General features: G+C 36.1%; 20 protein-coding genes and 1 tRNA gene. 11 read left to right on the plus strand and 10 right to left on the minus strand.

All coding sequences use genetic code 11. The features are described from left to right. Positions 1-25: 25 nt before the first annotated feature. Entirely contained in the window at positions 26-733 is a 708-nt protein-coding gene (locus tag BN1226_RS07315; protein WP_044470636.1) for a DUF8095 domain-containing protein, read from the plus strand. An 80-nt stretch (positions 734-813) separates the two neighbouring features. Here the strand turns inward: BN1226_RS07315 and rluC are convergent, their stop codons facing one another. Beyond that, on the minus strand, positions 814-1,770 hold the full coding sequence (rluC, locus tag BN1226_RS07320; RefSeq protein ID WP_044470637.1) for a 23S rRNA pseudouridine(955/2504/2580) synthase RluC: 957 nt from the start codon (positions 1,768-1,770) through the stop codon (positions 814-816). A gap of 521 nt (positions 1,771-2,291) precedes the next feature. Between rluC and rne the strand changes: the two genes are divergently transcribed. Next, a complete protein-coding gene (gene rne / locus BN1226_RS07325; protein ID WP_044470638.1) occupies positions 2,292-5,189 on the plus strand; it encodes a ribonuclease E in 2,898 nt (965 codons plus the stop codon). A gap of 116 nt (positions 5,190-5,305) precedes the next feature. Here rne and apbC read toward each other — a convergent pair whose 3' ends face one another. Beyond that, the gene (gene apbC, locus BN1226_RS07330; RefSeq protein ID WP_044470639.1) at positions 5,306-6,418 is read right to left on the minus strand and encodes an iron-sulfur cluster carrier protein ApbC; all 1,113 of its coding nucleotides are present in this window, start codon (positions 6,416-6,418) and stop codon (positions 5,306-5,308) included. A gap of 211 nt (positions 6,419-6,629) precedes the next feature. Between apbC and metG the strand changes: the two genes are divergently transcribed. Continuing rightward, the gene (gene metG / locus BN1226_RS07335) at positions 6,630-8,690 is read left to right on the plus strand and encodes a methionine--tRNA ligase (RefSeq protein ID WP_044470640.1); all 2,061 of its coding nucleotides are present in this window, start codon (positions 6,630-6,632) and stop codon (positions 8,688-8,690) included. Between the two features lie 118 nt (positions 8,691-8,808). Here metG and purA read toward each other — a convergent pair whose 3' ends face one another. The 3 genes from purA to hflK all read right to left on the minus strand — a co-directional run bounded on the left by purA (position 8,809) and on the right by hflK (position 12,435). Further along, on the minus strand, positions 8,809-10,107 hold the full coding sequence (purA, locus tag BN1226_RS07340; protein WP_044470641.1) for an adenylosuccinate synthase: 1,299 nt from the start codon (positions 10,105-10,107) through the stop codon (positions 8,809-8,811). 205 nt (positions 10,108-10,312) lie between these two features. Beyond that, positions 10,313-11,200 carry a protease modulator HflC gene (gene hflC, locus BN1226_RS07345; protein ID WP_005761458.1) on the minus strand — a complete coding sequence of 296 codons (888 nt, stop codon included), beginning with the start codon at positions 11,198-11,200 and terminating at the stop codon, positions 10,313-10,315. After that, complete coding sequence (gene hflK, locus BN1226_RS07350; RefSeq protein WP_044470642.1) at positions 11,200-12,435, minus strand: FtsH protease activity modulator HflK; 1,236 nt, start codon at positions 12,433-12,435, stop codon at positions 11,200-11,202. Before hflK ends, hflC begins: the two co-directional genes overlap by 1 nt. 220 nt (positions 12,436-12,655) lie before the next feature. On the opposite strand from hflK, the gene BN1226_RS07355 reads away from it, so the two are divergent. Continuing rightward, positions 12,656-13,471: a hypothetical protein gene (locus BN1226_RS07355; RefSeq protein WP_044470643.1), complete on the plus strand. Its 816-nt coding sequence runs from the start codon at positions 12,656-12,658 to the stop codon at positions 13,469-13,471. A gap of 70 nt (positions 13,472-13,541) precedes the next feature. On the opposite strand, the gene fbp is transcribed toward BN1226_RS07355, so the two are convergent. Next, complete coding sequence (fbp, locus tag BN1226_RS07360; RefSeq protein ID WP_005761595.1) at positions 13,542-14,546, minus strand: class 1 fructose-bisphosphatase; 1,005 nt, start codon at positions 14,544-14,546, stop codon at positions 13,542-13,544. Positions 14,547-14,782: 236 nt separating this feature from the next. On the opposite strand from fbp, the gene mpl reads away from it, so the two are divergent. Continuing rightward, positions 14,783-16,144 (plus strand): UDP-N-acetylmuramate:L-alanyl-gamma-D-glutamyl-meso-diaminopimelate ligase, encoded by a 1,362-nt coding sequence (gene mpl / locus BN1226_RS07365; RefSeq protein WP_044470644.1) that lies wholly within the window; start codon positions 14,783-14,785, stop codon positions 16,142-16,144. A 119-nt stretch (positions 16,145-16,263) separates the two neighbouring features. Beyond that, positions 16,264-17,619: a lysine-sensitive aspartokinase 3 gene (gene lysC, locus BN1226_RS07370; RefSeq protein ID WP_044470645.1), complete on the plus strand. Its 1,356-nt coding sequence runs from the start codon at positions 16,264-16,266 to the stop codon at positions 17,617-17,619. A gap of 95 nt (positions 17,620-17,714) precedes the next feature. Here the strand turns inward: lysC and dhaM are convergent, their stop codons facing one another. From dhaM to dhaK, 3 genes are read right to left on the minus strand one after another with little or no spacing between them, the layout of a single operon-like run. After that, the gene (gene dhaM / locus BN1226_RS07375) at positions 17,715-18,125 is read right to left on the minus strand and encodes a dihydroxyacetone kinase phosphoryl donor subunit DhaM (RefSeq protein WP_044470646.1); all 411 of its coding nucleotides are present in this window, start codon (positions 18,123-18,125) and stop codon (positions 17,715-17,717) included. A 9-nt stretch (positions 18,126-18,134) separates the two neighbouring features. After that, complete coding sequence (gene dhaL, locus BN1226_RS07380) at positions 18,135-18,761, minus strand: dihydroxyacetone kinase subunit DhaL (protein ID WP_044470647.1); 627 nt, start codon at positions 18,759-18,761, stop codon at positions 18,135-18,137. A 20-nt stretch (positions 18,762-18,781) separates the two neighbouring features. Beyond that, on the minus strand, positions 18,782-19,852 hold the full coding sequence (dhaK, locus tag BN1226_RS07385) for a dihydroxyacetone kinase subunit DhaK (protein ID WP_044470648.1): 1,071 nt from the start codon (positions 19,850-19,852) through the stop codon (positions 18,782-18,784). 176 nt (positions 19,853-20,028) lie between these two features. Between dhaK and BN1226_RS07390 the strand changes: the two genes are divergently transcribed. Together BN1226_RS07390 and proA are read left to right on the plus strand one after the other, a co-directional pair. Next, entirely contained in the window at positions 20,029-20,700 is a 672-nt protein-coding gene (locus tag BN1226_RS07390; RefSeq protein ID WP_005761482.1) for a trimeric intracellular cation channel family protein, read from the plus strand. A gap of 17 nt (positions 20,701-20,717) precedes the next feature. After that, complete coding sequence (proA, locus tag BN1226_RS07395) at positions 20,718-21,971, plus strand: glutamate-5-semialdehyde dehydrogenase (protein WP_044470811.1); 1,254 nt, start codon at positions 20,718-20,720, stop codon at positions 21,969-21,971. 88 nt (positions 21,972-22,059) lie between these two features. On the opposite strand, the gene BN1226_RS07400 is transcribed toward proA, so the two are convergent. Further along, positions 22,060-22,136: transfer RNA gene (locus tag BN1226_RS07400), tRNA-Met, on the minus strand. A gap of 259 nt (positions 22,137-22,395) precedes the next feature. Here BN1226_RS07400 and mltA point away from each other — a divergent pair. From mltA to znuA, 3 genes are all read left to right on the plus strand, one after another. Further along, positions 22,396-23,505 (plus strand): murein transglycosylase A, encoded by a 1,110-nt coding sequence (mltA, locus tag BN1226_RS07405; RefSeq protein WP_044470649.1) that lies wholly within the window; start codon positions 22,396-22,398, stop codon positions 23,503-23,505. An 86-nt stretch (positions 23,506-23,591) separates the two neighbouring features. After that, positions 23,592-24,356 (plus strand): tRNA cyclic N6-threonylcarbamoyladenosine(37) synthase TcdA, encoded by a 765-nt coding sequence (gene tcdA / locus BN1226_RS07410; protein ID WP_044470650.1) that lies wholly within the window; start codon positions 23,592-23,594, stop codon positions 24,354-24,356. 102 nt (positions 24,357-24,458) lie between these two features. Next, positions 24,459-25,490 carry a zinc ABC transporter substrate-binding protein ZnuA gene (gene znuA, locus BN1226_RS07415; RefSeq protein ID WP_044470651.1) on the plus strand — a complete coding sequence of 344 codons (1,032 nt, stop codon included), beginning with the start codon at positions 24,459-24,461 and terminating at the stop codon, positions 25,488-25,490. Positions 25,491-25,512 lie beyond the last annotated feature (22 nt).

Consider the following 25,512-nt stretch of genomic DNA (forward strand, 5'->3'; position numbering starts at 1 on the left):
TATCTCTATATCAAGAGGAATTTATATGAATAAATTATTAGTTATATTAAGTTTAATGTTGTTGAATGCTTGTAGCTCAGGTACAAAAGGTAATAGCGACTTGCAGTGGCTGGGATATGAAGATATTGATAATCAGCTGCATCAAGTGGCATTTATGAAACGTGCTTATGCTAGTGAACAAAAAGATACCAGTAAATTAGCTTCTGGAGAAGCGCTTATGAAAGTCAAAGAAGGTGGTTTTGACTCATACATAACGCTTGGTGATATTTATAATTTGTATGATGCAAATGGCCAGGTGATGAATGTCATCTTAGCCATTCCTGAGTTAAAAAAATCCTTTAATCCACATCTTCCACAAGACCGACTAAGCTTAGCTAAAGCTAAAACAATTGATTTTTACGAATTTGGCAAATCACGTGTTGGCCACACACAATTTAAAGCTAAAAATGGCATGTGTGCAGATTTACAAACAAAAGCAGGGGTAAATTTAAATTTAGCCACAACTTATTATCTTTCTGCAAAAGGTAATGATTATTTTGCTACATTAATTGCAGCGAATGTGAGTAAGAAAACGAAAAAACTCGTGGGATTAAACTATACGCCTAAATTTAATATTGCTGATCAAAAAATTCTTTCTCAAGTTAAATCAGAAGAAGTTAAACAAGGTAAAGCAGTTGCTCAACGTAATGTGCTTGAGAAAATAACTGTACTGGATAATGTGATTTGTTTATAACTTAGAGATAAACAAGCCCTGTAATATTAAGGGCTTTTTATTAGAAAGTGCGGTCAAAAAATGAAAAATTTGTGTTTCAATTATTTTTCTTTTAATGCTCGTAATCTTTTTAAAATATTTTTCATATTGTCATCTAAAGGCGCTGTTAAACGGATTTCTTCGCCAGTTTTAGGATGTTCAAATTTAATTGAATAGGCATGTAAAAATAAGCGAGTTAATCCGAATTCAGCCATTTGGTTATCAAATTCAGGATCTCCGTAACGATCATCTAAAGCAATCGGATGCCCAGAATATTGGGTATGAACTCGAATTTGGTGAGTTCGCCCCGTAACAGGTGATGCTCTTAATAAGGTGGCGATAGGATAACGCTCTTCAATGGCAAAACGAGTTTCTGATGGTTTTCCTTGTTCGCTAACACGTACAAGGCTGGAAACTTCATTTTTTAATAATGGTGCCTTAACCACTTTTTTTTCTGATTGCCATTGGCCTTGTACAAGTGCCAAATAATCTTTTTTAACGGTTTTAATTCGAAGTTGCTCATGTAGGCTACGTAAAGCCGAACGTTTTTTAGCAACTAATAAAATTCCTGAAGTATCACGGTCAATGCGGTGTACTAATTCTAGATATTTTGCCGTAGGGCGTAATGCACGCAGAGCTTCAATTACGCCGAAACTTAGTCCACTACCACCATGTACCGCAATACCTGAAGGTTTGTTTAATACTAATAAACAATCATCTTCAAAAATGATTTGTTTCTCTAAGGAAGCTACCTTATTTAATTTACTAGAAACGGGAGCTTGTTCTTTTTCCGATATACGAATTGGTGGAACACGTACAATATCATTTGTTTGTAGTTTATATTCAGGTTTAATTCTACCTTTATTCACTCGCACTTCACCTTTACGCACAATACGATAAATTAAGCTTTTAGGAATGCCTTTAAGCTTAGCAAGAAGGTAATTATCAATACGCTGACCTGCTTCATCTTCGCTAATGGTCAACATTTTGACTGAGGTATTAATAATTTTATCGTTCATATAAGTGGCAAGCTGAAACTAGTTTAATTAAATAAGATTATAGTCATTCAAAAATTTTAATGAGGGGCGAATTCTATCATATTTATAGCGAGATTAAAATTATTGAAATGCCTTGCTAAAATTGGCTTCTCAGGCGATAATAAATTGCATTTTTTTGTACATGCAAACCGTATAGAAAAGTTATCGTTAAATCCAATATTTGTGCTGCAAATGGCGTAAGACGCTGATATTTAACGATTTTATATGGCTTTAAACAAACGTTTACTTGCAAAGTTTTATTTTTATAATCCAACTTTGTTTTATTCTTCACTTAAATCTAGATATTTCATGCAATTACTTGAGCATGATGTTTTAAATTTGAATGAATAACGCAGTCAATGCACCCAGCCCTTGACAGTCGAGAGAATGACATTAGGCGACAGACACGAGGTCGATTGCGAAGTTTTTAGAGAACTGCTATTTATCTTTATGACGATTTGTTTGAGTCGAGAAATAATATATAAATATAAGAGACAATTTAAATGAAACGTATGCTAATTAATGCAACTCAAAAAGAAGAGTTGCGTGTTGCGTTGGTCGATGGCCAGCGTTTATTCGATCTGGATATTGAAAGCCCAGGTCATGAACAAAAAAAAGCCAATATCTACAAAGGTCGTATTACTCGTGTAGAACCAAGCCTTGAAGCTGCCTTTGTTGATTACGGATCTGAACGTCATGGTTTCCTTCCTCTCAAAGAAATAGCTCGCGAATATTTTCCAGCTGATTATGTATATCAAGGTCGTCCAAATATCAAAGATGTGGTGCAAGAAGGCCAAGAAGTTATCGTTCAAGTTAATAAAGAAGAACGTGGTAATAAAGGTGCTGCGTTAACTACTTTTGTTTCTTTAGCTGGTAGCTATTTGGTTATTATGCCAAATAATCCTCGTGCAGGTGGTATTTCTCGTCGTATTGAGGGCGATGAACGCTTAGAACTAAAAGATGCCCTAAGTTCTCTTGATGTTCCAGAAGGCGTAGGTCTGATTGTTCGCACTGCTGGTGTCGGAAAATCACCAGAAGAATTACAATGGGACTTAAAAGTTTTATTACATCATTGGGAAGCAATTAAACAAGCCGCTGATGGACGCCCTGCGCCATTTTTGATTCATCAGGAAAGTGATGTCATCGTGCGTGCGATTCGAGATTATTTGCGTCGTGATATTGGTGAAATCTTAATTGATAGTCCTAAGATTTATGAAAAAGCTAAAGCTCATATTAAATTAGTTCGTCCAGATTTCATCAATCGTGTGAAATTATATCAAGGTGAAGTGCCATTATTTAGTCACTATCAAATTGAATCTCAAATTGAATCTGCATTCCAGCGTGAAGTGCGTTTACCATCAGGAGGTTCAATTGTAATTGATGTCACAGAAGCATTAATTGCAATTGATATTAACTCAGCTCGTTCAACCCGAGGTGGAGATATTGAAGAGACTGCCTTAAACACCAATCTTGAAGCCGCTGATGAAATCGCTCGTCAATTACGTTTACGTGATTTAGGTGGATTGGTTGTGATAGACTTTATTGATATGACACCAGTTCGCCACCAACGTGAAGTTGAAAACCGTATGCGTGAAGCTGTACGTCAAGATCGTGCTCGTATTCAAATTAGTCGTATCTCTCGTTTTGGTCTGCTTGAAATGTCTCGCCAACGTTTGAGCCCGTCATTAGGTGAGTCTTCACATCATATTTGTCCTCGTTGTCAAGGTACGGGTAAAGTGCGTGATAATGAGTCTCTTTCATTATCGATTTTACGTTTGCTTGAAGAAGAAGCTTTAAAGGAAAATACCAATAAAGTACATACTATTGTACCTGTCAATGTCGCGTCTTATTTATTGAATGAAAAACGTAAAGCTATTCATGAAATAGAAAAACGCCACAATGTAGATATTCTGGTGGTGCCAAATAAAGAAATGGAAACACCTCACTTTAATGTGTTCCGAGTACGTGATGGTGAAGATGTCAATACCTTAAGCTACAATTTGGTTAAATTGTATGAAGAACAAGAAGATTCTACCTATATTGCAGATGAACCGTTTACAACTCGTGTTGCTGAAACTGCGGTAGTAACTTCTGAAAGTGTATTGGAAACAGCAGCGCTTTCTATGAATATTTCAGAGCCAGCACCATTAGTGGAAGAGAAGAAAAGTCTTCAACCTTCATTATTGACTCGTATTCGAGCAGTGCTTAAAGGTTTATTTGCAAGTAAGCCTGAAGTGGAAGAAAAAACAACAGAGAAACCTGCAACAGCCCGCAATAATCGTCGTAACAATCAAGAACGTCGTAATAACCGTCGTAATCGTAATGAAAGAAATAATACGAAAGCGGTAGATGTTAATGAGAGCATTGAAGGTAAAGAGATATCAGCTAAATCTGAAAAAACAGAAAGTGGTAATCGCAACGAACGAAATAATCGTCGTAATAATCGTAATCGCCAAATTGTCGATGAAAATATAGAGAGCGAAAATCTTTTAACTAATAATATTGATGTGCCAGATGAAGAAATAAAAGCTGAGCCAACACAACGTCGTCAACGTCGTGATTTACGTAAAAAAGTGCGTGTTAGTGAAACCGAAAAACCTCAAGGCGTAGAAAATATTTCTCAAACAACAGAAAAAGATAACTTGACTGAGATTAATAATAATGTTGATAACAGCCAAGTTGTTGCAGAGGAAGCTTTATCAACTGAACGTCAAGAGTCTCGTGATCGTCAGGAACGTCGTCGCTTACCTCGTCATTTGCGTATGAATAATCAACGTCGCCGTCGTGGTTCTGAACCCGCTTCTGCGATGCCATTATTTGCTGCAGTTGCTTCACCTGAATTAGCGAGTGGTAAAGTGTGGATTGATGTTCGTGCATCATCAAAAGTTAAAGATAGCTCATTCTTGTCTGTAGATGAGTTGCTTGAACAACAAGATGGAAAATCTGAAAATGATATTCCATTAACCGCACCTGCAACACAAGTTATTTTTGATAAGTCTCAGACTGAAATAGCGCCTTTAGGGTTTGTGACCCAACCAGCTAATGAATCAGTGCAGAAAAAATTGCAAGAATCATTAGACCGTTTGCAAGAAGAAACTCTGGAGCCTGTTGTTAATCCGGAAAGTCAGACAGTAGTCGTTGAAAGTGCGGTAGAAAAATCAGAAATTTCTTCAGAGAAGGTAGTGACTTACCAATTTAATGGTCGTTTAGGGACGATTTCTGCGGTGAGCCATACTAAAGTACCAATGACTCAAGCAAAAGTTCTCGATGAAGTTTCAGAACCATTTGAAATTGTTCAATGGCAAGATTCTCGCTATTATTTCCATGGTAAAGGTTCAGCTGGACATAGCAGTGCTGTAACTCATGTGTTTGCAGAACCAACACAAGCTAAATCGGAATAGTTGAGTTAATGATATTAAAACCCGCATATTCACAGTGCGGGTTTTTTATTATAAAAATTCTAGATAAATAAAAAAGGACACTTCTAATGTCCTTTTCGTTTGTTGTTAATGACTTTTTATTTTACTTCACGGAACATAATTTCACTTGGAATGACGGATCCTTGCCAGTAAAGTTCGCTTGCTACTTTTTCAGCAAGTTGTAGGAATGAATCACGAATTTCTTCATTAGAATGAGAAATAACAGTTGGTACACCTTTATCAAGATCTTCACGTAAGCAGATATGTAAAGGAAGATGACCTAATACTTGAACATGGTATTTTTCAGCAATACGTGCTGCACCACCAGTACCAAAAATTGCTTCATGATGACCGCAGTTTGAACAAATATGCATAGACATATTCTCAACAATTCCAAGTACAGGAACTTTTACTTTCTCAAACATACTAATTCCTTTTACCGCATCTAATAATGCGATATCTTGCGGTGTAGTGACAACAACGGCACCAGTAACAGGAATTTGTTGTGATAAGGTTAATTGAATATCTCCAGTACCAGGAGGCATATCGATAACTAGATAGTCAAGATCTGGCCATAATGTTTCATTCAATAATTGGCTTAATGCACTACTTGCCATTGGACCTCGCCATACAGTAGCATTTTCTTCATCCATTAAAAAACCGATTGAATTTGCAAATAAACCATGAGCTTCAATAGGTGAAATATGTTGATTATCTGGTGAAGTTGGGCGTTGAGCTGCGGCTCCTAACATGTGCGGTATTGATGGTCCATAGATATCGGCATCTAAGATTCCCACACGGGCGCCTTGTGCTTGTAGTGCTAATGCAAGATTTACGGTAACAGTGGATTTACCTACGCCACCTTTACCTGAAGTGACAGCAATAATATTTTTCACACCTTTTACAGCTGGTTGGCTATTGGCACGTTTTAGCGTGGAAACTTGGTAATTTAATTGCCATTTAATATTTTTACTTTCTGCCACAGAGAGTAATTTATCTGAAAGCGCAGATTTCAATTGTTCAAAAGGACCATTCCACGGGAAAGGCATTTGCAGTTCAATGCGTAATGTATCTCCACCTTTTTCTATTTTTTTTATTACATTTAAAGCCAGTAAATCTTTTTGTAGAGTAGGGTGTTGATATTCTTGAAAGTATTTTTGGATTTGAGCTTGTTGCTCAGTAGTAAGATTATCAGTATATGTAATAGACATTCTTTAATCCTTTAATAGTAGAGAGAAATCTTGGGTATTTAAACATGAACAGACTCATCTGTTAAGCAAAATATAGTTGAAGTAGAAAAAATACCGCAGTTAAGGTAAAATTACGCAGTTTTTATGTAAGTTTAACGAATCTGTTAGATCACATTTTTGTAATATATAAATATATTGAGTGAACTTTTTTTCACCTATAAGAAGGTATTTAATGTCAAACCAAAACCGCCAAATTCTTGTGACTTGTGCGTTACCTTACGCAAATGGTCCTATCCACTTAGGTCATATGCTTGAGCATATTCAAGCTGATATCTGGGTGCGTTTCCAACGTATGCGTGGGAATCAAATTTATTTTGTTTGTGCTGATGATGCACATGGTACCCCAATTATGTTGAAAGCTGATCAAATGGGTATCACATCAGAGCAATTAATTGCTGATGTAAAAGAAAAACATTATGCCGATTTTTCGGGCTTTAATATTAGCTTTGATAATTACCATTCAACACATAGTGAAGAAAATAAAGAACTCTCTGTATCTATTTATAAAAAATTGAAAGAGAATGGATTTATTAAAAGCCGTACTATTTCACAACTTTATGATCCTGAAAAAGGAATGTTTTTACCTGATCGTTTTGTAAAAGGTACTTGCCCAAAATGTGGTGCTCAAGATCAATATGGTGATAACTGTGAAGTTTGTTCTGCAACTTATAGTCCAACAGAATTATTAAATCCACATTCTGCGGTTTCTGGTGCGACACCTATTATAAAAGAAAGTGAGCATTTTTTCTTTGATCTACCAAGTTTTGAATCCATGTTAAAAGATTGGATTCGTTCAGGTTCATTGCAACAAGAAGTCGCAAATAAAATGAATGAATGGTTTGAAGCAGGGTTACAACAATGGGATATTTCTCGTGATGCACCTTATTTTGGTTTTGAGATCCCTGATGCTGAAGGTAAATATTTCTATGTTTGGTTAGATGCACCTATTGGCTATATGGCTTCTTTCAAAAATCTATGTAAACGTGAAAATATTGATTTTGATTGTTTCTGGAAAAAAGATAGTCAAGCAGAGCTTTATCATTTTATTGGTAAAGATATCATGTATTTCCATAGCTTATTTTGGCCTGCTATGTTAGAAGGTGCTAATTATCGTAAACCAACGAATATTTTTGTGCATGGTTACGTGACAGTAAATGGCGAGAAAATGTCAAAATCTCGAGGTACCTTTATCCAGGCTGCAACTTATCTCAAACATTTAGATCCTGAATGTTTACGTTACTATTATGCAGCCAAATTAAGTAATCGTATTGATGATTTAGATTTGAATCTCGATGATTTTGTACAGCGAGTAAATACAGATTTAGTAAATAAATTAGTGAACTTAGCTTCTCGTAATGCGAGCTTTATTCAAAAACGTTTTGAAGGTAAATTAGCTAATAAATTAGAAGATGAAACATTATTCAATGAGTTTGTTGCTCAATCGGAACCAATCGCAACTTACTATGAAAATCGTGAGTTTGGTAAAGCTATTCGTGAAATTATGGCATTAACGGATAAAGCGAATAAGTATGTTGATGATAAGGCTCCTTGGATTATTGCGAAAGAAGAAGCTCGAGAACAAGAACTTCATGAGGTCTGCTCAATGGGGATTCAAATGTTCCGTGTATTAATGGGCTATTTAAAACCTGTTTTACCTAAATTAGCTGAGCGTTCAGAAGCTTTCTTAAAATCTGAATTAACTTGGGATAGCTTAAGTGCTCCATTATTAGCTCATAATATCGCGCCATTTAAAGCATTATTTAGTCGTTTAGATCCTAAGCAAATTGAAAAGATGATCGAGTCTTCTAAACAAGAAAATGCACAGCTGAATACACAGGCTAAAAAAGAGGAAAAAATTTCGGAAAATCCAACCGCACTTTCAACTAATTTTGAGCCTGTAGAGCCTGAAATCAGCATTGATGATTTTGCTAAGATTGATTTACGTGTCGCAAAAGTAATTAAATGTGAAGCTGTGCCAGAAAGTAAAAAATTATTGAAATTCCAATTAGACTTAGGCTTTGAAACCCGTCAGGTATTCTCTGGAATTAAAGCTGCATATAATAAACCTGAAGAACTAGAGGGTCGTTTTGTTATTATGGTGGCAAATTTAGCACCACGTAAAATGAAATTTGGTCTGTCTGAGGGTATGATTCTGTCAGCAGGTACTGGTGGCGAAGATTTATACCTACTTGATGTTGATTCAGGTGTCCAACCGGGGAGCCGAGTGGGATAATTACCTATATTATTAAAAATAAAAGCCAATATGTGAATATTGGCTTTTTTGTGGCTATTTTTATTTCTATAAAAACCGCACTAACTAAAAGTGCGGTCCGTTTTAAAAAATTCTTGGCTTATGCAGCAAATGGATCCACAAGAACCATAGTTTCAACACGGTCTGGACCCGTTGAAAGAATTGCAACAGGTACGCCAGTAACTTCTTCAATACGTTTAATATAGTTACGGCAGTTTACTGGAAGTTTTTCCACATCAGTTACACGGAAAGTGTTTTCTTTCCAACCTGGCATAGATTCATAAATAGCTTCAACGCCTTCCCAGTCTTTCGCTGCTAATGGTGCATAATCCACGATTTTGCCATTTGGAAGTTTGTAACCTACACAGATTTTTACTTCATCAAAACCATCTAATACATCTAATTTAGTCATACAGAAGCCAGTAATACTATTTACTTCGATTGCACGACGAATAGCCACTGCATCAAACCAGCCACAACGACGAGGACGACCAGTAACAGCACCAAATTCATTACCTTTACGTGCAATTTCTTGACCAACTTCATCAAATAATTCAGTTGTAAATGGGCCTCCGCCTACACGAGTACAGTATGCTTTGATAATACCTAATACATAGTCAATATTACGAGGTCCTAAACCTGAGCCTGTTGCTACCCCACCAGCAGTGGTATTTGAGCTTGTCACGTAAGGGTAAGTACCATGATCAATATCTAACATAGCACCTTGTGCGCCTTCAAATAAAATATTGTCACCGTTTTGACGAGCAGTATTTAAGATAACACCAATATCTGCAACCATACCAGTAATGATATCAGCAATTGCCATGACATCATCATAGGTTTTTTGGAAGTCAATAGCTTCTACTTTATAGTAATTAACTAATTGGAAGTTATAATAATCTAAGATATTTTTAAGTTTCTCAGCAAATTGTGCCTTATCAAATAAGTCGCCTACACGTAAACCACGACGAGCCACTTTATCTTCATAAGCAGGGCCAATACCACGTCCCGTTGTCCCAATTGCTTTTTTACCTAATGCAGCTTCACGTGCATGATCCATAGCAACATGATAAGGCAGAATTAACGGGCAAGCTTCTGAAATTAATAGACGTTCACGAACTTTAATTCCACGACTTTCTAATTCTCCCATTTCTTGCATTAATGCGGCTGGAGAAAGCACTACGCCATTACCAATTAAACAAGTCACATTATCACGTAAAATACCAGATGGAATTAAACGTAAAACTGTTTTTTCACCATTAATAATTAATGTATGACCAGCATTGTGACCACCTTGATAACGTACAACATATTTTGCACGATCGGTTAATAAGTCAACGATTTTGCCTTTACCTTCATCGCCCCATTGAGCGCCTAAGACAACAACACTTTTACCCATATATTTTCCGCCTTGTGAGAGGTAAGTTTTAACGAATTTTCGTGCTTAACTTTACTATTTTTCTACTAAAATCTCAATGTAAATTCAAGTAAAGTGAAAGATTAATCATAAAAATTAAATTTTTTTGATGAATTTTAAAATATTTTTAATTATTTCTATAAATAATAAAAAAGGGCGTTTAAAACGCCCTTGTATCTAAATAATTTTATTTTTTAGGTGCTTGCATAAAGCGGAAGAAGTCACTATCTGGTTTCAAAATCATCATGTTTTCTGAACCAGAGAAACTATTTTCATAGGCTTTCAAACTACGAATAAAACTGTAGAATTGAGGTTCATTTGCAAATGCGGTGGAAAATAATTTTGCTGCATTGGCATCGCCTTCCCCTCGTAATTGTTCAGCGGTTTTATTGGCGTTAGCTAAAATTACTGTAACTTTACGGTCAACATCAGCTTGGATAAAGGCTGCTTTTTCTTTTCCTTGTGAACGATGTTGACGTGCTACCGCATCACGTTCTGCACGCATACGTTGATAAATAGATGAGGAAACTTCATCTGGCAAGTTAATTTGTTTTACACGCACATCAACCACTTCAATACCTAATTCTGCAGTACTATCTTGCCCGGTATTTAAAGCTTTTCGAGCACCTTCCATTAATTCACCACGAGTACCAGAAACGATATCTTTTATCGTTCTTGTACCAATTTCAGAACGTAAACGGTCATTGACTTTGCGACGAAGTAGGTTAGCTGCTTGAGCATAGTCTGCCCCCCCTGTAGATGTGTAGAAACGTCCAAAATCACTGATTTTCCATTTTACATAAGAATCCACTAATAAGTCTTTTTTCTCCACCGTAACAAAGCGATCGGCTTGACCATCTAAGGTTCTGATACGTGCATCTAAAGGCTTTAAGGTATCAATAAATGGAATTTTAAAATGCAGACCAGGGTTGTAGACTACAACTTTATGATCCGCGTCACGTTGTACTTTGCCAAAACGCAACATGATGCCTCGAGAACCTTCATTGACGATCACTATGCTTGAATAAAGAATCAGGGCAAGAATGATTAAAATTGGCAATAAAAATTTACGCATTAGTTAAATCTCCCTTGACGAGTATTACTATTATTCGAACTTTCTACTTGAGATTGTTGCACAGAATTTTGTGGAATTCTGACCGCACTTTGTGGCTGAGGCACGATAGTATTAGGTGCGCCTGTTGTCGCTGGTGCTTTAGTTTGCTCATGTTTATTACGTAGAATTTGATCCATTGGTAATACATTAAGATTATTGCCATTACTATCAAGCATGATTTTTGGGGTTTTCGCCATAATTTGTTCCATGGACTGAATATACAGACGTTCACGAAGAAGATCAGGTGCGGCTTTAAATTCAGGTAATAGACGTTGTAAACGTTCAACTTCACCTTGTGCATTTAATACAACTTTATCTTTATAAGCGGTTGCTTCTTCTACAATACGTTGGGCATCACCACGAGCAATAGGCTCTTGCTCACGAGCATAGGCTTCCGCTTCACGAATATAGCGTTGTTCATCTTCTTGAGCTTTAATAGCATCATCAAAGGCATCTTTGACATCTTCAGGTGGGCGTGCCGATTGGAAGTTTACATCAATTACTTCAACACCCATATCATAAGGCTGAATCACTTCATTAAGTGCTTTCCACGTTTGTTCTCTGACAACTGCACGACCTGTTGTGAGAATATCATCCATGGTCATATGACCAATAACATAACGTAATGCACTATCAGTAGCTTGATTTAAACTGTCATCTGCATTTGTAACACTAAAGAGATATTTAGCTGGATCTTGCACACGATATTGTACAGTCATCTCTACTTTAACCATATTTTCATCTTGTGTAAGCATTGCGCCTTGAGTTTTTAATTCTTTCACTTGCTCTACATTAACTGGGATAACATTATCAATAAAGGTTGGTTTCCAGTTTAAACCTGGTTGTACGATACTATGTAATTGACCAAAGCGTGTAACTACACCACGTTCTGCTTCTTTTATGGTATATAAGCCACTTAAGCCCCATATTGCAATGGCTAATGCTATACCAATGGGAGCAAGTTTTCCCATATTTTGATTGGAAAATGATGAGTTATGGCGACCATTACCACCACCTAATTTTTTGAGTAGATTATTAAATACTTCCTCTAAATCAGGGGGAGATTGCTCAGTATTATTTGGCTTATTAGACCAGCCTTGTTTATTATCATCATTATTATTTGATGTATTATTTTCTGGCTGTTTCTGGCTACCTTGCCCAGGCTTTGCCCAAGGATCTTGATCGTTAAGTGACATTGTGTTCTCCATTTTGTCAAAATATTGTTACAGTCTAAACAAAAATGATGCTTAAGTCTAACTAAACTCAAGCATTATTGATGATTTTTCTTTAACAAAAATAAGTATATATCATCAATATTAAGATTAGGCGAATAAAATAAAATTTATAAAATTTTGACCGCACTTTTTTATTCATTCATAATGCTTCAAATTTATTAATTGTAAGGTTGATAGGACAATGTCAGAAGAACAAGAATCAAGAGAACTAACGATAATTAAATTAAGTTTACCCGTCGTATTATTGATTTTAATTGATATTTATACGGTGCTTTTACCACCTCAAATAAACGCCATTCCCCATTTTAATATTGCTGTATTAATGGCCCAATTTATTTGTGTATTAGTCTTTCTTAAAGGTCGTATTTGTAATGGACAACGAGGGCGCTTGATTCGAGCCATAAACTATTTTGCTTTTTACTGGGGAAGTGTATGGATATTAGGGTTATTTGCAAAGCCATATTCAGTTAATATTCTCTTACAGTTTATTGCTGGAGGATTGATGTTAATTATTATGTTAAAGCAATCCCTGGAACCTAAACCTCAAATTTTTAGATTAAAGCTAGCTGCATTGGTCGGGCTATTAGCGCTCATTGCATTTGTCAGCTTATTAACAAAAATTTCATGTTTAGAATTACTGCAATATAATTTATTTTCACAACTTTTGGTTGGCGTTATTTTGGCAAATATTGTACTCGTGGTTTCTCGTAATCGGTTACAAGATTTTATTGCATTGTTGCCTTTAATTATCACTGTATTGTTAGTGTGTAATGCTTTATGGAGCCTTGCTGTATTGATATATTCACTGTTATCAACAGGCGTAAATTTAGCTAATCCGTTTGCACTTATTTTATATTTTTTATTACATTTATTAATAGCTGGCATTTTGGCATTTCATATTTACCATAAGCAAAAACTTTCCTACTATGTTCTAATATTTTTATTATTTCTTACAGCGACTTTCCCTTTATGGGCAAAGTTTACTTATATTGAATAATCTTAACTTATTGACTTTAAAAATAAAAAACGTACCTAAAAAGGTACGTTTTTTGTTTCTTATTATGTGGTTAATCTTTGAATTGTTCCATAAATTCTTGAGCTTTTTCAACCATTTCTTTAGAACCAATAAATAATGGAATACGTTGATGTAATTCAGTCGGTAGAATATCTAAAATGCGACGATAGCCATCACTTGCAATCCCTCCCGCTTGCTCTGTTAAGAAGGCAATTGGATTTCCTTCATAAAGTAAACGTAATTTACCCTTTGGATAGTTCGTTGCACTTGGATAAATATAAATTCCACCTTTTAATAAATTGCGATGGAAGTCGGCCACTAATGAACCAATATAGCGTGAGGTGTAAGGACGATTAGAGGCGGGATCTTCTTCTTGGCAATATTTAATATATTTTTTAACTCCCGTAGGAAATTTTAAATACTGACCTTCATTAATAGAGTAGATTTTACCTGTTTTTGGCATTTGCATATTTTCATGGGATAAGCAAAAAGTCCCTAATGATGGGTCATAAGTGAAACCATTCACGCCATTACCTGTGGTATAAACTAACATAGTAGAAGAACCGTAGACCACGTAACCCGCTGCAACTTGTTTATTCCCTGGTTGGGTAAAGTCTTCTAATGTGACAGGTGTACCTACTGGTGTTACTCGACGATAAATAGAGAAAATTGTACCAACAGATACATTCACATCAATATTAGATGAACCATCTAATGGATCCGTCAAGATTACATATCTTGCATTGCGACCACGTTCAGTATCAAATACGACAATTTCTTCCTCTTCTTCAGAAGCAAAACCTGCAACTTCTTCACGTGAGATTAATGCTTGTTTCATTGCATTATGGGCAAATAAATCAAGCTTCATTTGATGTTCGCCTTGAACGTTATCTACACCGGATAAACCTAGAATATTATTGGTTAATCCAGCACGATTAATATCTCGATGGATAATTTTCGCAACAAGTCGGATTGATGAAAGAATGCCTGATAATGCACCTTTTGCATTAGGATATTCCGCTTGTTTGTCGACAATAAATTCATCTAGTGTTTTCATAATATCATTTACCTATGTTAGATAATAAAAAGTAGTAGTTTTAGTATAACAAATTTGAATAAAATGTTTTTTGCTAATGCCTATTAATTCTATCGTCAATACTAAGCGTTTACTCAATAAGTGACTTGGATTATTATAGGAACTTAATTGTGCACTAGGTATAACAGAATTTTAACAATGTGATCTAATACACAAATTTATTTAGATATATTAAAGCATAAAAGAGATAACTAATAATGAAACATATTCATATTCTTGGCGTCTGTGGTACATTTATGGGTGGCTTAGCAATTATTGCAAAACAAATGGGTTACCATGTGACGGGTTCTGATACCAATGTTTATCCTCCAATGTCCAGTTTTTTAGAAAAAAGTGGTATTACCATTATCCCACATTTTGATGTATCACAATTACAGCCTGCTCCAGACATGGTGATCATTGGAAATGCGATGAAACGTGGGAATCCTTGTGTGGAATATGTATTAGAGAATCAACTTCCATATATGTCTGGCCCGCAGTGGCTACATGATCACCTATTACATAATCGTTGGGTTTTTGCTGTTTCGGGTACTCATGGCAAAACCACTACTACAGGTATGTTGACTTGGATTCTTGAACAAAGTGGCTTAAATCCTAATTTCTTGGTGGGCGGAATTGCAGGTAATTTTGGTGTGTCATCTCGTTTTACGGATAGCCAATATTTTGTGATTGAAGCTGATGAATATGATACGGCATTTTTTGATAAACGTTCTAAATTTGTGCATTACAATCCGAAAACCTTAATTATTAATAATATTGGCTTTGATCATGCTGATATTTTTGATGATCTTAAAGCGATTCAACGTCAATTTCATCATATGATTCGTACGATTCCTCAAAGTGGTCGAATCTTGTCGGTTGCGAGTGAAGCGAGTGTTAAAGAAACTCTTGATATGGGGTGCTGGTGTGAACAGCAATTTTTGGGTAAAGATCAAGAATGGGATGCAACCCGTATTACTCATGATTGCACTCAGTTTGCAGTATTCCATAAAGGTGAAAAAGTAGCTGAAGTGCATTGGAATATTGTTGGTCAGCATAATATGCATAATGCGGTAATGGCAATTGCTGCGGCTCATCATGCAGGTGTTGCTATTGCGGATTCGGCTAAAGCATTATCTACTTTTGTTAATGCAAAACGTCGTTTAGAAGTTAAAGGTGAAGTCAATGGTATAACGGTATACGATGACTTTGCTCATCATCCAACTGAAATTCAAGCAACATTAACCGCACTTCGTGATAAGGTCGGCGGTGGTGTACGTATTTTGGCAGTGCTTGAGCCTCGTTCAAATACCATGAAAATGGGCGTACATAAAGAAGAAATTGCTCCTGCTTTAGTTCGTGCGGATCATGTGTTTATTCTTCAACCAGATAATATTCCTTGGGATGTGGTTGAAATTACTAATAAATGTGTTCAACCAGCGACCTGGACTGCGGACTTGGATAAATTGGTCGATTCCATTGTGAAAGAAGCTCAACCAACAGATCATATTTTAGTGATGTCCAATGGAAGTTTTGGTGGAATTCATCAAAAAATCTTAGATAAGTTAGCAAATAAATAATAATCTCTTAATAAAAATAAAAAATCTTTTAAATTTTATAGATTTTATTTGACAAATAATGGGCAAATCGCTATTTGTATGGAAACACAACATTATTAACTTTTAAGAGGATATAACCTATGGCTAACCTTTCTGTCGCTAAATTTGGAGGCACAAGTGTTGCAAACCATGCAGCAATGACCGCTTGTGCAAAAATCATTATTGCCGATCCTAATACTCGTGTAGTTGTTCTTTCTGCATCAGCAGGAGTCACCAATTTATTGGTGGCACTCGCTGCAGGTTGTGATAGCACTGAACGTGCTAAATTGATTGGCGAAGTTCGTCAAATTCAAGAAAATATTTTAAATGAATTAAAGGATAGTAGTACGGTACGACTTGAGGTAGAGGCATTATTAACAAATATTGAATATTTAGCCGAAGCTGCAAGTTTAGCTAATTCAACAGCGTTAACTGATGAACTGATTAGCCATGGAGAAATGATGTCGACCAAAATATTTGTGCAAATTTTGCGTGAATTAAATGCACAAGCTACTTGGGTTGATGTACGAACTATCGTTGCCACAAATAGCCATTTTGGTAAGGCTGTTCCTAATGATGAGCAGACTCAAAAAAATAGTGATAACATATTAAAACCACTCATTGATCGTGGTGAACTTGTGATTACACAAGGTTTTATTGGTCGTGATGCCAATGGTAAAACCACTACATTAGGCCGAGGTGGATCTGATTATTCAGCAGCATTAATTGCTGAAGTATTAAATGCAAAAGATGTATTAATTTGGACTGATGTGGCAGGCATTTATACGACAGATCCGCGAATTGTGCCAAATGCACAACGTATTGATACCATGAGTTTTGCTGAAGCAGCAGAAATGGCAACTTTCGGAGCAAAAGTATTACATCCTGCTACGTTATTACCTGCGGTACGTAGCAATATTCCTGTATATGTTGGTTCAAGTAAAGCGCCTCAAGAGGGGGGGACTTGGGTGACTCGTGATCCTCAACCTCGCCCGACTTTCCGTGCCATAGCATTACGTCGAGATCAAACTTTATTAACCTTATCCAGCTTAAATATGCTCCATGCTCAAGGATTCTTAGCCAACGTATTCAGTATTTTAGCAAAACATAAGATTTCAGTAGATACGATTACTACCTCGGAAGTGAGTATTGCTTTAACTTTGGATAAAACAGGCTCAGCTTCTTCAGGTACGGAATTATTATCAGGTGATTTACTGAATGAATTAAGCGAGGTCTGTACAGTAAAAGTAGATACAGGATTAGCACTAGTAGCATTAATTGGTAATGACTTACATTTATCTGCAGGTATTGCAAAACGTATTTTTGATACTTTAGAGGAATACAATATTCGCATGATTAGTTATGGTGCAAGCACTAATAATGTTTGTACTTTAGTACATAGTGCATATGCTGATGATGTAGTTCGTGTATTGCATAAGGCTTTGTTTGAAGCGTAATTAACTTTATTTTTGATAAGAAAAGTGCGGTGTAAATTTGAAAAATTTTTACCGCACTTTTTATATGTAGATTATATGTAGAACACTAATAGCCCTTAGTTATAAGCTTGTTCTAATTTTAAATGTGCCGCTAGATTGGCTTCTTCTAAAACAGTATTTAATGTATCGCCTGTCGAGGCTGCCACTGCGGCTGCGAGTGTGCCTTCTACCAGTGGAGCATAGCTAATTACTACTTTTTCAGCAATTGTTGGTTCTAGCAGTTCTAAAGCCGTTTGAGCACTGAGAATAGCACTACCAAGATCGACTAACACCACAACGCCATCCTCTGAAAAAACAGCTTCAATAGCATTCATAATTTTTACCGCATCTGTACCAATAGGATTTTCAGTATCATCAATTCCTGCGGCAACTGCAATTTTACAGCCATCTCTCACTATTTGGTTAGCTAGTTCTGCAACGCCCTCACCTAATTTTGCACTATGTGAAACAATAACAAGGTTAACCATTAGTCACTCCTATTTTACCGCTTGATATAATGCTTCAAGCATATACATTGTAGAAGTTGCACCAGGATCCTGATAGCCTACACTACGTTCAGCTAAATAACTTGCACGTCCTTTTTTAGCAACTAATGGAATGGTGGCTTCAAGTGATATTTTTGCTTTTTTAACTGCACTTTCAAGCAATGTACACAGAGATTGATGAAGATCAGCTTGTTCTAATTCATCTAAAACGGGTAGCCATACATCGCACATGGTTTTATCACCTAATTTAGCATGCCCTCGAGAAACAATACCTTCTACACCATTTTTTAACATTTGTACTAAGCCTTCAGTAGAAATATCTTGTTTCCCATCTATGCTTTGGGAGGCTTTTAGAAAAAATGTGCCATATAAAGGCCCACTGGCTCCACCAACTTGAGACAATAATGTCATGCCAACGGTTTTCAGAATTGTGCTAATATCTTTATCAGCTAATGTAGGAAGCTTTTCAGCAACTTTACTGAAGCCTCTTTGCATATTGAGTCCATGATCACCATCGCCAATACTTGTATCTAATTGGGTAAGATAATCTCGTTGTTCAGTAAAACATTGATGACAATTTTCAAGCCATTGTAATATCTGTTTTTGAGTTAAAGCCATGTTATTTCTCCTTGCTTAAACTATTTTCCCCAGCGAAGCGCAGGGGTATTAACTGATGCATCCCAAAGGGAAAGAATATCATCATCTACTTTGACTAGCGTAATTGATATGCCTTGCATATCTAACGAAGTGCAGTATGAGCCTACAAGATTGCGTTCAATGGTTAGTCCAAATTGTTCGCAACATTCTGTCAGTTTATTGTAGACACCATATAGCTCTGAGAGTGGAACTGAACCCAAATTATTAACTAAAGCGATGACTCGATCTCCTTTTTGTAAGGCTTTTTTCTTATCCGTAACCTCGTTCCATTGATGATTTTTATGATCCCAACGGCGTGTTTTACGTTCATAATCACCATGTGCAATTAGGGTATCAAACATTTGTTCAACTGTTTTATCAAGATTCTCAAAAGGACGACGTTCAATACCTGGTTCACCATGAATACCAACACCAAATTCCATTTCTTGTTCATTTAGCGTAAATGACGGTTTTCCTGCAGCAGGAACTGTACAAGCACCTAATGCAATTCCAATAGAATGACCTTGGTTATTAAGTTTATAACCTAGTTCAGCCAATTGATCTAAGTTATAGCCTTTATTGGCGGCGGCACCTAATAATTTCTCAAGAATAACGGTATTAGCCACACCACGACGGCCTGCAGTATATAAACTGTCTTTTACGGCAACATCATCATCTACTAATACGGTAGCAACTTTATTTCCCATATCAGCAAGTAATTCAGTCGCAGTTTCAAAATTTAAAACATCTCCTGTGTAGTTTTTAATCAGTAATAATATTCCTTCTCCACTATCTACTGACATTCCACATTCAAACATTTGATCTGGTGTTGGTGAAGTAAATATTGCACCAGGGCAAGCACCATCTAACATACCATCCCCTACAAATCCAGCATGCATTGGTTCGTGTCCACTTCCACCCCCTGAGATAATTGCGACTTTCCCAGCTACTGGGGCATCAATTCTTCGAATATAAACGGGATCTGTATTTAAAACGAGTTGTGAATGTGATTTGACAAAACCTTGTAATTGTTCATCAAGTACAGTTTCAACTGTATTAATCAATTTTTTCATACAATATTTCCTTATATTAGGTTTAATGAGATGGATATAGATGGCATAGGTATACTAAGTGAAAAAGAAAAATAATTCTGTTATCAACATCACAAAATGAGCGTAAAGGAAAATGGAGTTGGGGCAGGATTTCAGTTAGAATAATTTCAATGACGAATTATTCATGAGAATGTTATATGTTGTTATCAATTCTTTATCTGGTGGGGATTACCGCAGAGGCGATTACTGGTGCATTAGCCGCAGGACGTGAAAAAATGGATATTTTTGGTGTGGTGATTATTGCTTCAATGACGGCTATTGGAGGGGGCTCTGTTCGAGATGTATTATTAGGGCATTATCCATTAAGTTGGGTAAAACACCCTGAAAACTTTTTAATTGTTGCGAGTGCGGCGATTTTAACCGTATTTATTGCCCCTTTTATTAATCATTTTATGCGTTATTTTCGAACTATATTTTTGGTTTTAGATGCTTTAGGATTAATTGTTTTCTCTATTATTGGGGCTCAAGTTGCATTAGATATGGGACATGGATTTACGGTTGCCTCTATTGCGGCAATTATAACAGGGGCTTTTGGTGGGGTACTGCGTGATCTTCTATGTAACCGAATTCCTTTAGTTTTCCAAAAAGAGCTTTATGCGAGTATTGCCTTATTAGCTACGGTTATTTATATTGGATTACAACATATAGGTTTAGAACAAAATATTACGATTATCGTGACCTTGATAAGTGGTTTCATTCTACGTTTATTAGCAATTTACTTTAAATTAGGGTTGCCCGTTTTTGATTTTCAAGAACAACAAATAATCGTAAATTCAGTGGATGATAAATTACCAAAAAAAATAAAATAATGGGGCAGAGTATGTCGATAATTAATGAAATGGGCAAACAAGCAAAACAAGCATCATTTATTCTTTCTCAATTATCTCAAACAGAGAAAAATAAAGCTTTATTAATTATTGCCGAACAATTAGAAGCTCAAAAAGATATCATTTTAGCGGAAAATGCGAAAGATGTTCAGGAAGCAAAGGAAAATGGTTTATCTGCATCAATTATTGACCGTTTATTACTGACTGAAGATCGGTTAAAAGGTATTGCTAATGATGTTCGTCATGTTATTTCATTAGCCGATCCAGTAGGAAAAATCATTGATGGTGGAGTATTAGACAGTGGATTAACGCTGGAACGTATTCGAGTACCTCTAGGTGTAATTGGCACGATTTATGAAGCTCGTCCAAATGTGACAATTGATGTGGCAAGCTTATGTTTAAAAACGGGTAATGCAGTGATTTTACGAGGAGGGAAAGAAACCCAACATTCCAATAAGATTTTAGTAAAAGTCCTGCAAGATGCTTTACAACAAGCTGGATTGCCAAAACATGCAGTACAAGCAATTACCGATCCTAATCGTGAATTAGTAATGGAATTACTGCATTTGGATCAATATGTCGATATGATTATTCCTCGTGGTGGAGCAGGTTTACAAGAACTTTGCCGTAAAAATTCTACTATTCCAGTAATTATCGGAGGAATTGGTGTTTGTCATATTTTTGTAGAAGAGACCGCAGATCAAGAGAAAGCGTTACCTTTGATTGAAAATGCAAAAACACAACGCCCAAGCACTTGTAATACCTTAGAAACCCTGTTAGTTCAGGAGAGTATTGCCGAAACCTTTTTACCCAAATTGGCTAATCATTTAAAAACGAAAGCTATAAAATTTCATGCGGATCCTACCGCACTTTCTATTTTAAAAAATGTGACAACTGAGGTTGAGCGAGTAACTGAAGAACAGCTCGCTAGAGAATGGTTATCTTATGATCTCAATGTTGTGGTAGTAAAAGATATTGAACAAGCGATAACTCATATCCGTCGATATGGTAGTGAACATTCAGAAAGCATTCTGACCGAATCACAAAAATTAGCAAAACAATTTGTGACTCAAGTGGATGCGGCCGCAGTATATGTAAATGCCAGTACAAGATTTACTGATGGTGGACAATTTGGGTTAGGTGCAGAAGTTGCAGTGAGCACACAAAAATTGCATGCACGGGGCCCAATGGGATTAGAAGCATTAACCACTTATAAGTGGGTGTGTGTAGGAGATTATAGCTCGAGAACTTAACGAGAAAAAGTGCGGTAGAAATTTTAAAATTTTGCACCGCAGAAAATAAAAAAGGCGTTAACTTTAATTAACGCCTTATTTTTGAATTTGGTTGCGGGGGCCGGATTTGAACCAACGACCTTCGGGTTATGAGCCCGACGAGCTACCAAGCTGCTCCACCCCGCGTCAGATGCGATGTAATATACTCGCTTTTGGATTAATTGCAAGAAAATTTTATGTTAAATGATTTGTTTGCAATAAAAATAGTCAAAATGACTAATTAATCAACAATGGAATGTTTATTAGCCTGAATGTAAATTATAGAAAAAAGATTAGAGAGTTGTGCTATTTTTTGATAGCATAGCTCGCTTACATTAAGCCTAACATTTAAATATCACGACTTAATTTCAATCATTGTCTCTTTCTATTTTATTAGGACTTTACCATGCTATTTAAAAAGCGTTTTTTACTCAAAGTAACCATGCTTTGCGTTGCTACTATTTTAGCTTCTTGTTCATCTGATGTATCTAGACGAGGATCTTCGAGTTCAGGCGTGAATACTTCCATTGATTTGCAAAAATTTGGAGCAAAATATAAGGATCGTTCATATACGACCAATTTATTTTCTACGATGTCGGTTGATAATTATTCAGGGGTTGTTAATCAAGGGGATTTTTTAACTCAATTATCAAATGTGCGTACATATTCCACTGCCATTACTTCAACTTACGCTGAAAATTATAGTAAGGTGATGCAGTGGGTTATTTCTGGGGCTGATGTTACCCAATTAGAGAATTATGGTATTCGTCCACAAGTGATGGCAGGTGAAGATGGTTATCAAAATGTCCTTTTAACAGGTTATTATTCTCCAGTGATTCATGCTCGTCGTGTGCCACAAGGACAGTATCAACATCCTATTTATGCTTTGCCTTCACAAAAACGTTTCACTCGAGCTCAAATTTATCAAGGAGCATTAGTTGGTCAGGGATTAGAATTAGCTTATAGTGATTCTATGCTGGATAATTTTCTCCTAGGTGTGCAGGGGAGTGGTTATGTGGATTTTGGCGATGGTAATTTAAATTATTTTGCCTATGCAGGACAGAATGGTTATAAATACCAAGCCATTGGACGTTTATTAGTAGAGGATGGTGAAATAGCCAAAGAGAAAATGTCTATTCAAGCTATTCGTGATTGGGCAAAACTTAATCCTTCACGGTTACAAAGCTTGCTTGAGCGTAATCCATCTTATGTATTTTTTAAAAATGATCCAGCAGGTAAAGTAAAAGGCTCCGCAGGTGTTCCTTTGGTTCCGTTGGCCTCTGTGGCATCTGACCGTAATATTATACCATCAGGTTCAATACTTTTAGTTGAGATTCCACAGATTGATGATCAAGGTAATTGGACAGGTAAACATAAACTGCATTTAATGATCGCACTAGATGTGGGCGGCGCAGTGAAAGGGAATCACTTTGATTTGTACCAAGGTGTTGGAGATAAGGCTGGCCATGTATCAGGTTTATTAAAACATTATGGTCGAGTTTGGATTTTACGTTAATTTATTTAATTTTTTAGTAGATAAATAAAGATTGGCACGAGAATAAACTCGTGCCAACTTATTATGTCATAACGAGGTGAGTTTAGATGGCGTCTGTTGATAATTATGAACAACGGTTTGGAGGCATTGCTCGTTTATACACAACACAAGGTTTAACACGTTTACGTCATGCCCATATTTGTGTCATTGGTATTGGTGGCGTAGGTTCTTGGTGTGTGGAAGCGTTAGCCCGTTCAGGTATAGGTAAAATAACCTTAATTGATATGGATGATATTTGTGTTACCAATATAAATCGTCAAATTCATGCATTGACTGGTAATGTTGGAAAGCTTAAAACGGAAGTGATGAAACAACGCATAGAGCTGATTAATCCAGAATGCGAAGTCAACATCATTGACGATTTTATTTCCATAGATAATTTGGATGAATATCTTGATTGTGGTTATGATTATGTTATTGATGCGATTGATCATGTAAAAACTAAGGCAGCTCTGATTGCTTATTGTAAACGTAATAAAATTAAAGTGATTATGATCGGTGGAGCGGGTGGACAAACTGATCCTACACAAATTCAAATTAAGGATTTAAGTAAAACAATTCAGGATCCTCTTGCTTCAAAAGTGCGGTCACTTTTACGCAAAGAATATCATTTTAGCCAAAATCCTAAACGTAAATTTGGTGTAGATTGTGTATTTTCCACACAACCATTAATTTTTCCTCAAATGGAAAAAGAATGTGCTATTTCTCCAACGATGAATTGTGCAAATGGGTTTGGTGCAGCAACCATGGTTACAGCAACCTTTGGTTTTTTTGCGGTTTCTCGTGTGATTGATAAATTGCTTTCGAACTGATTACTTATTTTTTTATAAAAAAAAAGATAGCTAATTAAAGATAAAAAGAGTAATCTAAATACGATTTGCATAAGCATATTTAGACTAATTAAGGATTAAACTATGAAAAATTTAAATAAAATATTTACTAAAGGATTACTTGCTAGCGTGGTAGCTTCTGCTGCTTGTGTAGCAAATGCAAATATTGTGACTTCAGTAAAACCATTAGGCTTTATTGCTTCTTCTATCGCTGATGGTGTAACTGAAACAGAAATTATTGTGCCACCAGGTGCTTCACCTCATGATTACAGCCTTAAACCAACAGATGTAAAAAAATTAAAATCAGCGGATTTATTATTATGGATTGGTGAAGATGTCGATAGTTTCTTAGAAAAAAGTTTAAGTAGTATAGATAATAAAAAAGTAATTACTATTGCAGATTTAGCAGGTATAGAACCTTTATTAGGAAAAGCTGCACACCATCATCATGATGACCATGACCATGACCATGACCATGACCATGACCACGATCACGACCATGGACACGACCACGATCATGCTCACAATCATGAGCATAATCATGCAGATGCACATGAACATCATCATGACCATGAACATGAACACGATGAGAATGGCTTAAGCACAAACTGGCACGTATGGTATTCTCCAGCAATTAGTAAAGTTATCGCACAGAAATTAGCAGATAAACTTATTGAGCAATATCCTGCTAAAAAAGAGCTTGTTGCTAAAAATTTAGCTGATTTTAACCGCACTTTAGATGAACAAGGTGAGAAAATTAAAGCTCAATTGGCGCCTGTAAAAGAAAAAGGTTTTTATGTTTTCCATGATGCTTATGGCTATTTCAATGATGCATATGGTTTAAAACAAACAGGTTATTTTACAATTAACCCACTTGTTGCTCCTGGTGCAAAAACCTTAGCAACCATTAAAGAAGAAATTGAAGAACATAAAGTGGCATGCTTATTTGCTGAACCTCAATTTACACCTAAAGTGATTGAAACTTTAAGTAAAGGTACTGGTGTTCATGTAGGGCATTTAGATCCGATTGGTGATAAAGTTAAGTTAGGTAAAGGCTCTTATGCTAATTTCTTACAATCAACTGCTGATAGCTATTCAGAATGCTTAGCTAAATAATCGTTGTTCATAAGCTAATAAT

The sequence above is a fragment of the Mannheimia massilioguelmaensis genome (genome assembly GCF_000940515.1).
Taxonomy (GTDB): domain Bacteria; phylum Pseudomonadota; class Gammaproteobacteria; order Enterobacterales; family Pasteurellaceae; genus Basfia; species Basfia bettyae.